This window comes from Rufibacter roseolus, from assembly GCF_017916365.1.
Classification (GTDB): Bacteria; Bacteroidota; Bacteroidia; order Cytophagales; family Hymenobacteraceae; genus Nibribacter; species Nibribacter roseolus.
The window spans coordinates 1,650,967-1,667,473 of record NZ_JAFMSU010000002.1 but is presented as its reverse complement, the minus strand read 5'-3'; the positions used below and the strand labels follow the sequence as shown (position 1 = coordinate 1,667,473).

Here is a 16,507-nt window from a genome sequence, read left to right as displayed (position 1 = left end):
TGCAGTAAAATACGTTGTATTTAGGGTGCTTTCCTATTCTACGGGGGAGATAGAGACAAGGAATAGTCTACCCTCTACTGAAGAGCCCGATATGAACGGTACGGGCAAATAGAAAGCAATGATGCAGCAACGGGCAGGTAGCTGGATTCTGGGCTTAGCCCAGAATCCCTTGTAAGACTTCTTTGGTAAGGGGTTTGGTAAGGAAACCAGCAATAGGGTAAAGGGCGGCTTTCTCTTTGTCTCCGGGGTTAAGGGAGCTGCTGCAGATGTACACCTTGGTCTGGCTCAGGTCTATTGGGTCTGTTTTGGTAGTCTTTTCCAAAAACTCAAAGCCATCCATCACAGGCATGCGGATGTCCAGCAAGATAAGGTCAGGTAGTTTTTTATCTCCGGCCGAAACTAAATCCTGTAATTTGGTGAAAGCCTCCAGCCCGTTTTTAGCGGTGATGATCCCGTTTTGTATTCCGGCTCTTTTCAGGAGAAGTTTAGACACGAAAATCCAGTTTTCGTCATCGTCTACTATCATCACAGAAGGTATGTTTTGTACGTTTTCCGGCTTCGTGTCTCCTGCGTGCTGCTCCTGCATTTTGGTTGGGTACTAAAAAATAAGTAAGTCTGTTATGTAGGAGGGGTTACATAGCTTCATGAAGGTACACTTTAAATTCGGTACCTTCTCCTTCTTTGCTTTCCACCTCAATTTTTCCGTCTGCGTTGTCTACTATCCGTTTCACCATGTAAAGCCCAACACCGGTGCCTTCTACGTGGTCATGGAAGCGCCGGAACATGCCGTATAACTGCTCCTGCTGTTGAGGGCTCATGCCCAGGCCATTGTCTTTTACCCGTAAAACCACATAAGGATCTTCTAACCGGGTAGTTACATGAATAATGCATTCCCGGTCTGGCGCCTGGTATTTGATGGCGTTGCTGAGCAGGTTGTACAAGATGCTCCGGAAGTTCTTCTTGGAGAAGTTAAGCTGATGCACCTTAAAATCGGTCTGGATGAAGCAGGCTTTCTGTTTGGAGGGGTAGTCTAGGTCTGCCATGATGTCTTCATACACATCTTTGATGTTGGTGACTATGTCTGTAGCGTCCTGGGTGGTGTCTTTCTGCAGCCGGCTTATTTCAGCTAAATCTTCAATAGTATGCTTAAAACGGTCTACTGAATCCAATACCCGCTGCAAAACCTCTTTAGTCTCCGGGGTGAGGGCGTTTTCTTCGGTGAGCTTTTCTTCCAGGTACATCATCAACGCCTCTATGTTGGTGATAGGGGAGCGCAGGTCATGTGAGGCCGTGTAAATGAAATTGTCCAGGTCATTGTTCGTTCTCTGGAGTTCATCGTTCTTGCGCTCCAGGGCATTCTGCTGCCGCTCGGCTAGTTTGTCCTGCAGTTCTTTCTGTTTGGTAAGGTCTCCGGTGATTTTGGTAAAGCCAATGTGCTGCCCTTCATCATCATAGATAGGAGTAAGGGTCACGGTAGCCCAGAACAGGGTGCCGTCTTTCTTTTTGCGCCAGTCTTCGTTTTCATAAGAGCCGTTTTCAAGGGCTTTTCGCATTTCCTTTTCGGGGTACCCGGCATGCTGGTACTCATCTGGGTGCAGGATGCCATAATACTGGCCTACAATTTCCTCTTCGGTGTAGCCTTTCAGTCGCTCCGCCCCTTTGTTCCAGGCAGTGATGATGCCGTTGGTGTCTGTGGCGAAGATAGCATAGTCCTTTACCTGGTTTACAAAAAAGGAATTAATGCTGTCTGCGGAATAAATAGGAGCCATAAGGTAGGTAGTACAGGTAAAAACGCAGTATCATACACTTTTACTAAAACTCGTTTTAAAGGTTTAATTGGGGTAATGAGATAGTAGAAACAGCAGGGTTTACAGAATAAATGCGGGCTTTTGAACGCTTACCACTCTTTTCTTGTACCTTTAGGTAAGCGAAACGGCCATTTTAGGATAACAGCGTTTCTAAGACGTTGTTATGATTAACTCCCACGAGTTTTGCAAAGCCCTATTGGAGCAGACCGGATTAAGTTTGTTCGCCTATGACACTAGCTCAGGCCAGTTTGTATACCTGAGCCCCGCCTTCAAAGAAATTTTCAAAATACAAGACGACCAGTCAGACATTGTTGCCCTTCTGCAGCAGGTTCACCCAGATGACCAGGAGCATGTCCTATCAAAGTTGACCGAAGCCAACGAGCCAGGCATTTGCCCGGAAATTGAGTTCCGGATTAGGTTAACCGGGCAAGAAGAGCAGTGGGTCTGTCTACGCCCTACCGTGCTGGAGCAAAGCACCGGCGAGCGCCTGATTATTGGGCAAGCAGAAGACATCTCGTTCCAACGCCAGTACAACGACAACCTCAAGAAATTCTCTAACAAGAAAAACTCCATCCTGAACATTCTTTCCCATGACCTGGCCGGGCCTATGGGCATGATTCATGGTTTATCAGAAATACTGTTAGAGCGATTGGGAGATAAAGCCGATGAAGATGCTTTGGAGATTATTCATTTGATTGACAAGAGCAGCCAGAACGGGACCCGCCTCATACAAGAGTTCATCAAAAAGGAGTTTCTGGAGGCTGCCAATACTGGGGTAATTACCCGGCGGGTAAATCTGGTGGAGAAGTTCAGAGAAGCCCTGGTGGAGTACAATCACTTTGAAGGAAAGGTGTTGTCAGTGCATTTTGAGTTTACGCCTGCTCAGGAGGAAATCTACGCTCAGGTAGATGACAACAAATTCATGCAAGCCATCAACAACCTAATCTCTAATGCCCTTAAGTTCACACCAGACGGAGGGCGCATCACGGTTGGCTTGGAGGAGAAAGAAAGCCAGGTTCTGATCACTGTAGCCGATACCGGAGTGGGTATTCCCGAGCAGTACCACGCCACGCTGTTTGAAGAGTTTACCAAGGCCCGCCGTCCGGGTCTTAAAGGAGAGCCTTCGGTGGGGTTGGGCATGTCCATTATCAAAACTATTGTAGAATGGCACCACGGGCAAATCACCTTTAAAAGCAAAGAGGGCGAAGGCACCACTTTCTACATTACCCTTCCCAAAGACTGATTCCTGCTTTTAAGGTACTTTCTGAAAAACAGGCTCAAAGCTGGTCTATTCTTTAGGTAAGGATTTGCCAGCGTAAGGTCTGGTTTTGAGTACCTCTACATTTATGCATTCGCCCTAGATTAAACTCAGGTAATGGGTTTACCTCATTATCAAGGCTTTTAATTTCTCCTGTTTATTTCAATTCATCTGTTTTTGCGAAAGAAGAATTGAGCATAAGGTTCTCTTATTTTTCCTAATATTCAAGGTTTAGGAAGGAATTGAAGGATGTTTGAAGTTGAATTGAAAACTTTTCATTCTATAATTATTTTAATGAATTATCTCTTGAATAAAGTTTTTGGTTTAAAGGTATTTTTCTGAATAAAGGCTAAAATACCACTTCCAGCGCGTACTTACTTAGTTCTTCTGCTGTAAATACGGTTTTTTAAGTGCATACCCCTATATTTCAGCTGTTCTTCAACTCCCTCTTTCGCCCTCGCGTATTTTCTTCAAACCGGTAAATGAAGTATAACAATTACCGGAGCTAACTTTCTAAAACATCACTGAACTTTGTGAGCAATTGCCCATAGTCTTAGGTAATTTATTTAAGATCATGCTACCTATTTATCGTCACGAAACTTTGTAATAGCATGATAGATAGGGTGTTACTTTGCTCTGGTTCACAACTCAATAGTATGGAGAATAGCGATAATCTGAACCCTTGTTTCCCGGAAGTTTGGGCAGGTTTGGAGTGTACCGTAAACCGGGTAGGAGATGAATACCTGGACCAGATGCAATTGAACGGCCATGCCCTGCGCGAGGAAGACATTGCCCTGTTTGGCTCCATCGGGGTGAAAAAGATGCGGTATCCGCTGCTTTGGGAGTTAACCGCCCCCAACGGACCCGCCACCGCTGACTGGACCTGGGGCGACCGCCGCATGCAGTTACTGCAGGAACACAACATTACTCCCATTCTTGGGTTGGTGCACCACGGCAGCGGTCCCATTCACACCAACCTGGCAGACCCATCCTTCCCCGAGGGAGTAGCCGAATACGCCCGAGCCGTGGCAGAACGCTACCCCTGGGTGGAGTACTTTACCCCCGTGAATGAACCACTTACCACCGCCCGCTTCAGTGGATTGTACGGCCACTGGTACCCGCACGGCAGAGACGGCAAAACCTTCGGGCTAACCTTGTTGCACCAATGCAAAGCCACCGTGCTGGCCATGCGTGCCATCAGGGAAGTTATTCCGCATGCCAAACTGGTGCAAACAGAGGACTTAGGCAAAACCTACAGTACCCCGCTGCTGGCATACCAGGCAAAGCTGGACAATGACCGCCGCTGGGCCAGCCTGGACCTGCTCACCGGGACCCTTACCCCAGAGCACTCCATGTGGCAGTACTTCGTGAACTGCGGAATTCCGGAGGAGGACCTGCAGTGGTTCCGGGACAATCCCTGTTCGCCAGACATCATCGGCATCAACCATTATCCGCCCAGCGAACGCTACCTGGACGAGAACCTGGCCTCTTTCCCGGAGTGGACCCACGGCGGCAACGGCATCCACCAATATGTAGACGTGGAAGCCCTCCGGGTGAAAACGGAAGATCCGGCTGGTTTCTACTCAGGCCATAAAGTTTTGCTGCGCGAAACCTGGGAACGCTACGGCTTACCCATCTCCGTGACCGAGGTACACATCTGCGGCGCCCGCGAGGAGCAGGTGCAGTGGTTTAAGCACGTCTGGGATTCCTGCACAGATTTGAAAAAACAGGGCGTAAACATAGTGGGCGTGGCTGCCTGGTCCTTGCTGGGCACCTTTGACTGGGTGAACCTGGTCACCCGCGCCGAGGGCTACTATGAGCCGGGTGTGTTTGATGTGCGTGGACCTAAGCCCCGACCTACAGCCTTGGCCAAGATGCTGACCAAATTGGCGAAGGGCGAAGAATACGAACACCCATTGTTCCACCTTCCCGGTTGGTGGCAGCGACCGGATAGGTTTTTCTATCCATTCACGGAAGAAGACAAACACGCTGAGCTTTTCCTGAACCGGGAGGAAAGCCGTTTCGGCCGCGGCACCAAATCGGTGTGGCGCAACAACTGGAACCCCATCTGCGAAACCGAAACCATCCCCGAGGGAGATGGCCTGACCGAGCAGGAAGTTCTGCACCTGGAAAACACGACCCGGCCCATTCTCATTACCGGGGCCACCGGAACCCTGGGCAGCGCTTTTGCCCGCCTCTGCGCAGACCGGCACATCCCTTACCGCCTAGTAGGCCGCAAACAGATGAACATTACAGATCCGTTCTCCATTGAGCGGGCCATGAACTACTACAACCCTTGGGCGGTGATCAACGCAGCCGGTTACGTGAAGATTGACGAGGCCGAGGAAGACTGTGAGTCTTGCCACCTGGTCAATGCCCACGGGGCTATGCTGCTGGCGGCCACCTGTCAGAAGCGCGGCGTGCAGTACCTGACCTTCTCCTCAGACCTGGTGTTTGATGGTTTAAAACAGGCGCCTTACACTGAGAGCGATGCCGTGAACCCCCTCAACGTGTATGGCCATAGCAAAGCCCAGGCTGAGAAATACGTGCTGGACATGCATCCCGGCGCTTTGATCGTGCGCACCAGCTCGTTCTTCGGGCCCTGGGATGAAGCCAACTTCCTCACGCTCATGGTGAAGCAACTGGCCCAGGGGAACACCTTTCTGGCGCCGGAGGACATTGTGGTGTCGCCCACCTACGTGCCCGATTTGGTGAACGCCTGCCTTGATATGCTGGTAGACGAGGAATCGGGCATCTGGCACCTGACCAATGAAGGCGAGATCACCTGGGCGGACCTGGCCCGCAAAGCCGCCGAGATTGTCGGACTGGACCCCAACCTGGTTCAGGGATTCTCCGCGAATGAATTGCAAGGACATCAGGCCCCGAGGCCAAGGTTTAGCGCCTTGGGCAGCGAGCGCGGCCAGATCTTGCCTCAGTTAGAGGACGCTTTGGTGCGCTACGCCAACCGTATGAGATGGGCCAACCGCATTACCGTTTCCGCCTGATTTTGTAAAAACAGGCAGAAAACCAGAATGATGGATGTTTAGGTTTGTTGGTGTGTAGAGCAGAACACCCTTCTGTAACAGGAGGGTGTTCTTGTGTTTTATCCAGGGCACAGCCGCTGACTCCAAGACAGGAAGGCCAGCCCATTTTCTATTTTTGGTCTGATTTAAAGAAAACGGATCTTAAGCAGAGTAGGCTTTCTTAGGGAGCAGAAGACTTGTCTTTTTCTTTAATCCAATAGCGCACGCCAAAAGAGAGGCTCATGATATTGGGGTAGCCGGGCACAAACGAGGTGGAGAAGTCCGTGCGCTCAGAGAGGCGGTAATTGTACTCAAATTCGCCGGCGTACCAGACCATCTTATACTGCCACTTGTCATCGGGGTCACCGCCAAAGAAAGAGGTGGAGAAATTGTACCCGGGCAGGTCAGACCAGTTGCGGCGGTAAACCAGGGTAGGTCCCAGGCCCCCGTTAAGCGAATGACGACCAATCTGGAACACCACCGCCCGCAGCCCTAAGTGGGTAAAGCCCGCGAACTGCATCGCGCAATCGGCGTACAGGGCCTGAATGGCCTTGACGGACAGTTTATCCGGAATAATGAATTGCTCATAGGCCACGCTGGCGCCCAGGTTCAGCACCAGATAGCCTTTGCCATCGGGGTTCAGGGGCATCAACTCGGCATTATCATCGCCTTTGGGGTGCACCGTGAGCCCAAAGTACTTGAAATTAAGGTTTCGCTTGTATTGCGCCTGGGCCAGGAAAGTGCCTAAGACCAGGAACGCAAGGAGTGTCCATCTTTTCATTGTAAGGCTATATACGGCAATCGGGGCAATTTGCTAAAATCAAGTGGAAAACACCGCCCGGTGGAAACAAAGGAAAGCCCTGCCGGTAGAAGAGAATAGCGCTGCAAGAGACGCTAAGCCCTTGGGAAATCTGTTCAGGTGTGCTTATGAAGGGCCAGGGTCCTCATCTTTTTTTGCGTGGAACACGCCAGGAGAAAAAAGAACCGGGAGGGTAGGAAAAGGAAGGAATAGGATCAAGGAAGTGTTTGTTGATGAATGAATTATAGCGCTGTGGGGCTGGTGGCGTTCGCTTTGCCGGGTACTTACCGGTTCATCAGATTTTGTAAGATAAAGAAGACCATAACGTTTTTGTAAGTATTCTGCCTATTTTACGACTAATGTGGAGACATTGCAGGCCTGTCTTAGGTCCTGAATTGATAGATTTAATATGCGACAGTTCTTAAAGTTTGTGCTGGCCACCATGGTTGGCTTGTTTTTGTTTAGCGTGGTGAGTTTCCTCATCTTGTTGGGCATTGCTGCGGCGGCGTCCTCGGGGGATGAGGTGAGCATTGCCGAAGGTTCTGTGCTGGAGCTCAAGTTGGGCCAGCCGGTAGTGGAGCGGGCACCCCGCAGTCCGTTCGCTGACCTGGGCATGGAAGAGGTGTTCGGGCAGGAGGGCATTGGGTTGGATGAGATCAAAGCCTCCATCAAGAAGGCCAAAGCCGATGACCACATCAAAGGTATTTTCCTGAACTTGGATCTGCTGCAGGCCGGCATGGCCTCGGTAGAGGAGATCCGCAATGCACTGCTGGACTTCAAGAAATCCAAGAAGTTTGTAGTGGCCTACAGCGAGTTCTCCACCGAGAAAGCCTATTACCTGGCCTCCGTAGCCGATAGATTCTACCTAAACCCGCAGGGAACCATGGAACTGAACGGCCTCAGCTCTGAGGTGATGTTCTTTAAAGGCACTCTGGAGAAGCTGGACCTGCAGCCGTACATCTTTAAGGTAGGAGAGTACAAGAGCGCCGTGGAGCCTTTCATCCTGGACAAGATGAGTGATCCCAGCCGTGAGCAGACGCAGTCTTTCCTGAACTCTCTGAATGACTTCATGCTGCAGAACATTGCCGCCTCGCGCAAGAAATCCCTGGCAGAAATGAAGAACCTATCAGACTCCATGCTGGTGCACAACGCCAAAGACGCGCTGCGCTACGGCCTGGTGACCCACCTGGGCTATTATGACGAGGCCACCGATTACATGAAATCCAGAACCGGCGTGAAGAAGGAAAAAGAGCTGAAGCTGGTAAACCTGGGCACCTACAAGAAAGCCGCTGATCCGGAGAAGAAATCAGGCTCATCTTCGAATAAGATTGCGGTGATCTACGCTTCCGGCGATATCGTGGGCGGAAAAGGTGATGATGAATCTATTGGCGGACAGGGCATGTCAGAAGCCATCCGGAAAGCCCGGCTGGACAAGAACGTTAAGGCGGTGGTGCTGCGCATCAATTCGCCGGGCGGTAGTTCCCTGGCCTCAGACGTGATCTGGCGCGAGGTGATGCTCACCAAAAAAGTGAAGCCCATCATTGCCTCCATGTCTGACGTGGCCGCCTCAGGCGGATATTACATTGCCATGGCCTGCGATACCATTGTGGCGCACCCCACCACCATTACCGGCAGCATCGGGGTGTTTGGCATGATGGTCAACTCAGAGAACTTCCTTAAAAACAAACTGGGCATTACCACAGACCGTGTGAAAACCGGTAAGTTCTCAGACGTTCCATCTGTGACCCGCGCCATGACGCCGTACGAGAAAATGCACATCCAGCGCGAGGTAGAGCGCATCTACGATGACTTCACTACCAAAGCTGCCCAGTCAAGACACATGCCCGTTGCCGATCTGCGGAAAGTGGCTTCGGGCCGCGTGTGGTCCGGCATTGAAGCCAAGCAGAGAGGTCTGGTGGACGTGATGGGCGGTCTGGACCAGGCCATTGCCATTGCCGCCAGAAAAGCCAAACTGAAAGAAGGCGACTACCGTCTGCGCACTTTGCCAGCGCAGAAGTCTTTCATGGACAACCTGTTCTCAGACACCGAGTCACAGATGAAGGCCTACTTCCTGCGCAATGAACTGGGCGATATGCTGCCTTACTACCAACAGTACCAGCGCGTGATGCAGATGCAGGGCATCCAGGCGCGTCTGCCGTTTGAAATTGAGATCAATTAAAAGACTACACTTTGTTTCTTGGAAAAGGCTGCCCATTGGGTGGCCTTTTTCGTTTTAAGAGAAAGTGAGCTCCTGCTTTTCCTGATTTTTTACGACCTTGCGCCACCCCTGAACCAACCCGTTTTATGGCCTATTTCTTTAAATAGGGCGTAAAACAGCTTACCAAAACCTAAGACAATGATTAAAACCCTGCAAGAAGCCGCTGATTACATCCGCCAGGAAACCTCCCAGTTCCAGCCCGATTTCGGGATTGTGCTGGGCACCGGCCTGGGCGCCCTGGTGCAAGACATTGACATGGCCTTTAGCCTTGACTACGCAGACATCCCACATTTTCCGGTTTCCACCGTAGAGAGCCACTCCGGTAAACTGATCTTCGGGGTGCTGGGGGGCCGCAACGTGGTGGTGATGCAAGGCCGGTTCCATTACTATGAGGGCTATACTATGGAGCAGGTAGTATTCCCCATCAGGGTGATGAAGTTGCTGGGCATCCAGAAGCTGTTTGTGAGCAACGCCGCCGGCGGCCTGCACCCGGATTTCAACACCTCAGACCTAATGGTGATTACCGACCACATCAACCTGCTGCCTTCCAACCCGCTTATCGGCAAAAACCTGGAAGACCTGGGTCCGCGCTTCCCCGATATGAGTGAGCCTTACAGTGAACACCTGATCCAGCAGGCGCTGGAGATCTCAGCAGTACACGGTCTTGACGTGAGAACCGGTGTCTACGCCAGCGCTCCCGGACCTATGCTGGAAACCAAAGCCGAGTACCACTTCATCAGAACCATCGGGGCCGATGCCGTGGGCATGAGCACCGTCCCTGAGGTGATTGCCGCCGTGCACATGGACCTCCCGGTTTTCGCCGTCTCTGTCATCACCGACCTCTGCGTGCCCGGCAAAATCAAGAAAGTAGTCCTGCTGGACATCCTGGAAGCCGCCGCTAAAGCCGAGCCCAACATGACGCTGCTTATCACCGAACTAATCAAGCGGCAGGAGTAAAAATAGTCCTGAGTTCTGAGTCTTGAGTTAGTAAATCTATCCTCGGTTATAACTCAGAGCCTAGACTATGGGCATGTCCTTACCCTTTTGTCATCCTGGAAGGATCTTGTGGGCGGACTAGATGGGCTGTAGCAACACTCCAATTCTCGGTGTTCCTCTTAACAAGTAACCTTGTGTTGAGGCCTTTTTCCGGTAAATAGCCTCAAATCAGGATCGATTATAAAAGCAGAACCCGCCGGTTCTGCTTTTAAATTTAATTTGGGTTAAGATGTAGTAGAACAGTCTCAGAAAACAGATTCTCCCCTTGAGGGGAGAATCTTGGTAAAGAGCCGCTTTAGGTTTTAAGGAGAAGTGTTTGGCAACTCTACAGGTTCTTGTCCCAGCTCTATTTCTAAGCCGATTTCCCAAAATCAGGCCCAAAACAACCCGCCTATTTGATGATAATCTCCTTGCTGTTATAATTCAAGTGCGTAAAAATGCCGAAGCCTCCGGCTACGGTGGATTTGATGGTAACAGGTTGGGCAAATGGATTGCCGTTGGCGCGACGGGCGTCTTCCACGCTGCTGATGAAGTCATAGTAGGCTTCGTCTACGTGGAAGAGTTTGACGGTTAAGGTGTCATCGCGGTCAAAGCGATAGGTGGTGGTATAGGTGATCTTCTGGCCATTGCGCAGGCGGTCGTCCACTTCCGCGTCCAGTTGACTGTCTATGCCAGTAGAATCCTTTTTGTGGGCCAGCAGGCGGTAGAAGTTCTTGTGATTTGCGGGGTCCTGCCAGCGAGCCATGAGGTAAGCTTCTTGGCTTTGCTCTGGTTTGCTGTTGAATTTAAAGCCTACGCTGTCCAGGGGAACAGGGTCCAATACCGTGGTGGTACCAGTGATACGGCGTCCTTTGGGATCGGTGATGAGGAGCTTGAACACATCGCCGGGCACGGCGGTAATCTTTATGGGGTTGTAGTGGGTGTAGACTTTCTCGTTTTCCTCGTCAACGATCAGGGTGTCTTTCAGGACGATGGGCGCCTCGTTGTTCTTGGTGATGGTCACGCTGGCTCCGGTCACAATCAAGGCTTCAGGGGCATCAAAATACCCCGAGGACTCCGATAAAGCCAGCTTAATGGGCTCACCGTTCTCTAGGTAACATTCCACTACCATCTGGGGCGGCAGTTTGGGCAATTCAACCACAATCTCCTGCTCCATGTCGCAGGCAGACACCAGGCCGGCCAGTAAAAGCAGCCACAGAAAAGGCCGTATGTAAAAGGTAGTACCCATTAGAATTTGAAGTTATAGGTCACAGACGGGATAACAGGGAACAAGGAAACCTGTTTGGCCACAAAGCCCGTGATCTGGTTGTTCTCCTCGTCTTTGATGGTCTCAAAATACACGAAGTACGGGTTGCGGCGGTTGTAGGCGTTGTACACACTAAAGGTAAGGTCAGAGCTTCCTCGCTTAGGCCGCAGTCTCCAAACTAACCCTAGATCCAGGCGGTGGTAAGCGGCCAGCCGGAACGAGTTGCGCTCTGGGTACACCGGAATCACGGTGTAGTCTTCGCCGTTCACATCCTGGAAAACGAAGCGTTGCACGGGCAGCGAATAAGCATTGCCGGTTCCGTACACAAAAGTGGCCGTGGCGCTGAGGCGTTTGTTCAATTCATGGATAGCCACTACCGAGAGATCGTGCCGGCGGTCAAAGCGGGTGGGGAAGGTCTTGCCGTTGTTCAGATCAGGAAAGGTGCGGTTGCTCCAGGAAAGGGTGTAGCCGATCCAGCCCGTGGTTTTGCCTTCCTTTTTCTCCACGTAGAACTCCTGGCCGTAGCTGTCGCCGGTCCCGAAGACAAACTCCTGCTCCAGTTCCGTGTTCCCGAAGATCTGCGCCCCGTCGCGGAGGTCCAGCTGGCGGTTCATCTTCTTGTAATAGGCCTCGGTGCTGAACAGGTATTTGTCTTTGTAGAGCTTGGTAAGGCCCAGGGTGAACTGGTCTGAGCGCTGCGGTTTCACGCCCGGACTGGAAGGGTACCAGATATCGGTGGGGAGCGAGGCGCCGGTATTGGAGATAAGGTGCACGTACTGGAACATGCGCGTGTAGTTGGCCTTTAGGGTGAGCGTCTCAGAGAAGCGGTAACTGGCCGCCGCCCGTGGCTCCAGCCCCAGGAAGTTCTTGCCGTTGTTTAGGAAACCCGAGAGCCGTAATCCGTAACTCAGGGTGAACACAGGGCTCAAAGTCCAGTCATCTGAGGCGTACACGCCGTATTCCTGTCCGCGGTAGTAGTTCCCCGCGCCCACATTCACCGTGCCATCCTGGCTATTGGCCTCCAGCCGGCCCACAGTAAAGCGATGGTCAATCGCTGAGCCCCCGAAGCGCAGGTGGTGATGCTCCGAGGAAATGTACTCAAAGTCAGACTTCAGTGTGAGGTCTGTGATGTGAGAGGTGAGGCTGAAGGAGTAGATGTCCAGCTGGTTTTTGATCTGGTACTGGTAGTTGGAGGCTGAAAAAGTGGTGTTTACGAAAAAACGGGGCGAAAACTGGTGCGCCCACCGGGCAGAGCCCACGCGGTTTCCCCAATTGAAATTGAAGTCGAAATCCTCGTCGTTGAACTTGAAGAAATCGCGGCCGTAGTAGCCGCTCAGGAAAAGGCGGTCATTGGGACCCAGCTCAAATGTGGCCTTGGCGTTGAAATCATAGAAATAATAGTCGGGAATGGGGCTCCACTCCGGGTCGCTCTCTTTGGCTTTATTGATCATGCGGGTAAAGACATCCACGTAGGTGCGCCGCCCCGAGACCAGGAACGAGGACTTGTCTTTCTGGATGGGGCCTTCCACCGTGAGCCTGGAGGCAATCAAGCCTATTCCGCCGGAAACGTCATTCTCTTTGCGGTTGCCCTCGCGTAGTTTCACGTCCAGCACACTGGATAACCTTCCTCCGAACTGCGCCGGGAACCCGCCTTTGTACAGCTCCACACCACGCACCGCATCTGGGTTGAACACACTGAAGAATCCGAACAAGTGGCTGGGGTTGTACACCAGGGCATCATCCAGGAGCACCAGGTTCTGGTCAGAGCTGCCGCCCCGCACAAACAGGCCGCTGCTGCCCTCGCCGCCGCTCTGGATGCCTGGTTTCAGCTGCAGGGTTTTGATGATGTCTACCTCGCCAAACAGGGCCGGCAAGAGCTTCGCTTCGCGGGATGAAAGTGTTTCCATGCTCATTTGCGGCGTGGTCAGGCGCTCCTGGAAAGTATTGCGCTCAGATTCCACTACCACTTCGCCCAGTTGGTTTGAGTTCTCCAGCAACTCCACGTTCAGGCGGGTGTTTTTGGTCAGGACCACCTCTTGGGTCAAGGTCTGAAACCCGATGTAAGAGAACTGGATCTGGTACGTCCCCGGGTTCAGCGGTAAAGCATAAGTGCCGTTGGTGTTGGTTTCCACGCCAGTGGTGGTGCCTGCCACCGAAACGCTGGCCCCAATCAATACCTCGCCGGTAGCCGCGGAGCGGAGCGTGCCGTTCAGCGTGACCCGGTCCTGCGCCTTAACAACAGAAAAGGGCAGAAAAAGCAAAAGCAGCAGGAAAATACCGAAGAGCCCTTGAGCGGACCTCGGGAACGGAATATGTCTGGAGGGTGGAAACACGCTTGCGGTGGTCAGATTTAAAACATAACGCCTAAACCCCTGATATGTTTTCAGGAGGTGGTGGCTACGCTTCCTTAAAGATAGTATTTAATTCAACTTTAGGAATAGACAAGGTTGATGAAGAAGGCCACCAGTAGGGTGCCCTATGGATGTTTAATAGTGTAGGCGGCATTGGACAATAAGGCAGGTCTGATCCAAGCCTTTGGTACCTGTTATCTTGTATACCAACCGGTGCTCATGGGTGATACGCCTTGACCAATAGCCTTTTAGGTCATACTTTAACGGCTCAGGCTTTCCCAGCCCTCCAAAAGGTTCTTTCCGGATCGCTTCCAGCAGCTCGTAGATGCGCTTAACAGTGGTGAAGTCGCCTTTCTGTATAAAGTAAAAGATGTCCTCGTGCGCATGTTGGGTGTAGTTAAATTGCATTTTCTCCTTTCGCTATCTCCTTTTGCAGATCCTCCAGGGAGAAGGAAATGGTTTGGCCTCTTTCCGCCTGCGCGATGGACTCATCAAGGCGTTGGCGGTTGGCGGGAGTAGAGAGAAGGTGAGCCGTTTCCATAATGGAGTTATACTCGCTCAAGGGCATAAGTACGACTGCCTCTTCATTTTCCCTTGGAATCACTAGAGTGTCCAGGGATTTGGTTACCATGTCAAGGTATTTTTTGATGTTGCCTCTGAAAGCGCTAACGGTCAATGATAACATTACGGTAGAGTTTATTCCTTGACGAATGTACATAAATATGTACAACATAGTTGCATGAAGTGTAAAAATGCTACTTACCCTATGTTAGGAACGAAAAGTGGCGCCCGTTTTGAGGTTGTTTCAAAGAAAACAACCCCAAAACGGGCGCCACAGAAATCAGAATAGCTTACAGGCTGGAATACAACCAGGCTTCCCTTAAGGCTAGCTGTGCCGGGGTGGCATTGGGGTCTGGGGTAAGCAGGTGCGATACGTTTTCCTCGGCGGCTACTAGTTTGCCTTTCAGTTCCACCGGCTTCACCGTACCGGAGGCGTCTTTGCGGCCCACAGTGATGGAGATAGGCGTGCCTTCCTTCGCATTGATCACGTGCTTGTTGATGAGATCCGTAGCGTTGCGCAGGTTCAGGTCCTCACCGTTGATCTGCCACAACTGGTCGCCGGCTTTGTAGCCCATCTGCTTCCCGAAGGAATTCATGTTCTCGGTGCTGGCCACCATCAGATGCCCCGAGGCCTGGTCATAGCCAATGGTGGGTCTACCCAACGAGATGCGTTTCTGCGTGCCGGTAGGCTGGTAGGTAATGCCTACTTTCCTGAAAAGCTCAGAATAGGGCAAAGGCTCGTTGCCTTCCACATAGCGCTTGAAGAAGTCCCGGATCTCGGGGTAAGTCAAAGCCGTGATCTTGTCAAACAACTCCTCGTCTTTGAACGACTGGTTTTTGCCGTAAGTCTGGCTCAGGTCTTTCATCAGGTTCCGGATGCCGTATTTGCCGCCCGAAAGCTCGCGCAGCCTGATGTCTAGGGCCATGCCAATGAGGGCGCCTTTCTGGTACACGTTGCCGTACTCTTTCTCGTGCTTGTCCAGGGCGCCCAGGCTCAGCTCGGTGAAGGCCAGTGCGTCATTGTACTCCTGCTGAGAGGCAATGATCTTGTTGCGCATCTCCGTGAGGAAATCAGGCAGCTCTTCCAGCCGCTGGTTTATCTGCACGTGGTGAGCGAAATACTCCGTCACACCTTCGTACATCCAGAGGTGCTTGGACATCTTGGGATTGCTGAAATCAAAGTTCCCGATCTCCTCTGAGTGGATGTTCAGTGGAGTCACGATGTGGAAGAACTCGTGCGCCGCGATATTCCGGACCTGTTCAGCCAGCATGGTAGGTGGCATCTCTGGGAAGTAGTACACCGAGGAGTAGGAGTGCTCCAGCGCCCCGTACGCGCCTGTGCGGTTAGGCTTGTCGTCTATGTACACCAGGAAAGCGTATTTGTCTACCGGCAGCGTTCCGCCCAGGTAATTTTTCTGCGCTTCCAGAATGGTTCTGATGTTCTCGGCCAGGTTTTTAGAGCGGGCTCCACCACCAGCGGCGAAAGTAGAGATCAGAACCTCGGCGTTGCCTACTTTGAGCATAGCCGTGTCTGGGCGGCTGTACAGCATAGGCGAGTCTACCAGGTCATTGTAGTTCTGCAGCAGGTAAGTGTCGGAGGTGGGCGTGGAACTGGTGGTGCGCAGCGGGGTAGCGCCGTAGAAGTCCTGCGGCTTGTTTACCGTAATCTGGTAAGGCACCTTGGTCATGTTGGCGAAGTACCCAAAGAACCCGTGCGTGTTGAGCAGGAAAACCTTGCCTGCCTCAATATCAGTGGCGGCGGGTTCAAACACGATGTCTTCTTTCTTGGGCGTGTCCCAGGTATCATCCACCAGGTAGGTGAGGCGGGCCAGTTTTTTGGCTTTCTTTATTTTCCAGGTGTTCTGATCCAGGCGCTCCACGCTCAGTTTTTTGCCTTTTTTGTCAAAGGCGTTGAAGTCAGAGACAAACTTCCCGAAATTATACACTGCGTAGGTGCCGGGCACCATTTTAGGCATGTGGTAGAGTACTTCGTCTTCTTTGATTTCTGGGGTGATGAGGGTCACCTGCAGTTTATCGTCTTTGGCCTGGGCCAGGTCCACAGAAAACTTGTAGGCTGGGGTGGCGTTGTTTTGCGCCAGCAAGGGGGAGTGCAGGAGGGCGGCAAACGCCAGCGCCGCCAATGATTTTTTCAACATAGAATTTTAGATGTCTTGGAATGCTAAGAAAACGAAAGTTATCGGGTTTAGGTGTCTGTACCGGAAGAATCCTGTGCCGTCTTCTCAGGAG

General features: G+C 51.8%; 12 protein-coding genes. 4 read left to right on the top strand and 8 right to left on the bottom strand.

Features of this window, described 5'->3' with window-relative positions; genetic code table 11:
* Nucleotides 1-154: 154 nt before the first annotated feature.
* Nucleotides 155-526 (bottom strand): response regulator, encoded by a 372-nt coding sequence (locus tag J3P35_RS15730; protein ID WP_246850320.1) that lies wholly within the window; start codon nt 524-526, stop codon nt 155-157.
* Nucleotides 527-632: 106 nt separating this feature from the next.
* On the bottom strand, nt 633-1,769 hold the full coding sequence (locus J3P35_RS15725) for a sensor histidine kinase (RefSeq protein WP_210465510.1): 1,137 nt from the start codon (nt 1,767-1,769) through the stop codon (nt 633-635).
* 202 nt (nt 1,770-1,971) lie between these two features.
* Here J3P35_RS15725 and J3P35_RS15720 point away from each other — a divergent pair, with 202 nt between their 5' ends.
* Together J3P35_RS15720 and J3P35_RS15715 are read left to right on the top strand one after the other, a co-directional pair.
* Nucleotides 1,972-3,051: a PAS domain-containing sensor histidine kinase gene (locus J3P35_RS15720; RefSeq protein WP_210465509.1), complete on the top strand. Its 1,080-nt coding sequence runs from the start codon at nt 1,972-1,974 to the stop codon at nt 3,049-3,051.
* 671 nt (nt 3,052-3,722) lie between these two features.
* On the top strand, nt 3,723-6,071 hold the full coding sequence (locus tag J3P35_RS15715; RefSeq protein ID WP_210465508.1) for a family 1 glycosylhydrolase: 2,349 nt from the start codon (nt 3,723-3,725) through the stop codon (nt 6,069-6,071).
* 199 nt (nt 6,072-6,270) lie between these two features.
* Here J3P35_RS15715 and J3P35_RS15710 read toward each other — a convergent pair whose 3' ends face one another.
* Nucleotides 6,271-6,870, bottom strand: coding sequence for a hypothetical protein (locus tag J3P35_RS15710; protein WP_210465507.1), 600 nt, complete (start codon nt 6,868-6,870; stop codon nt 6,271-6,273).
* Between the two features lie 427 nt (nt 6,871-7,297).
* Here J3P35_RS15710 and sppA point away from each other — a divergent pair, with 427 nt between their 5' ends.
* Together sppA and J3P35_RS15700 are read left to right on the top strand one after the other, a co-directional pair.
* Nucleotides 7,298-9,067 carry a signal peptide peptidase SppA gene (gene sppA, locus J3P35_RS15705; RefSeq protein ID WP_210465506.1) on the top strand — a complete coding sequence of 590 codons (1,770 nt, stop codon included), beginning with the start codon at nt 7,298-7,300 and terminating at the stop codon, nt 9,065-9,067.
* 177 nt (nt 9,068-9,244) lie between these two features.
* Entirely contained in the window at nt 9,245-10,063 is an 819-nt protein-coding gene (locus J3P35_RS15700; RefSeq protein WP_210465505.1) for a purine-nucleoside phosphorylase, read from the top strand.
* A 430-nt stretch (nt 10,064-10,493) separates the two neighbouring features.
* On the opposite strand, the gene J3P35_RS15695 is transcribed toward J3P35_RS15700, so the two are convergent.
* The 5 genes from J3P35_RS15695 to J3P35_RS15675 form a co-directional block, all read right to left on the bottom strand.
* Nucleotides 10,494-11,330 (bottom strand): DUF4249 domain-containing protein, encoded by an 837-nt coding sequence (locus J3P35_RS15695; RefSeq protein WP_210465504.1) that lies wholly within the window; start codon nt 11,328-11,330, stop codon nt 10,494-10,496.
* Nucleotides 11,330-13,681: a TonB-dependent receptor gene (locus J3P35_RS15690; protein WP_317195393.1), complete on the bottom strand. Its 2,352-nt coding sequence runs from the start codon at nt 13,679-13,681 to the stop codon at nt 11,330-11,332. Before J3P35_RS15690 ends, J3P35_RS15695 begins: the two co-directional genes overlap by 1 nt.
* A gap of 153 nt (nt 13,682-13,834) precedes the next feature.
* A complete protein-coding gene (locus J3P35_RS15685; protein ID WP_210465503.1) occupies nt 13,835-14,107 on the bottom strand; it encodes a Txe/YoeB family addiction module toxin in 273 nt (90 codons plus the stop codon).
* On the bottom strand, nt 14,097-14,384 hold the full coding sequence (locus J3P35_RS15680; RefSeq protein ID WP_210465502.1) for a type II toxin-antitoxin system Phd/YefM family antitoxin: 288 nt from the start codon (nt 14,382-14,384) through the stop codon (nt 14,097-14,099). The genes J3P35_RS15685 and J3P35_RS15680 overlap by 11 nt, the downstream gene beginning before the upstream one ends.
* 166 nt (nt 14,385-14,550) lie before the next feature.
* Nucleotides 14,551-16,416, bottom strand: coding sequence for a M61 family metallopeptidase (locus J3P35_RS15675; protein WP_210465501.1), 1,866 nt, complete (start codon nt 16,414-16,416; stop codon nt 14,551-14,553).
* Nucleotides 16,417-16,507: the final 91 nt, after the last annotated feature.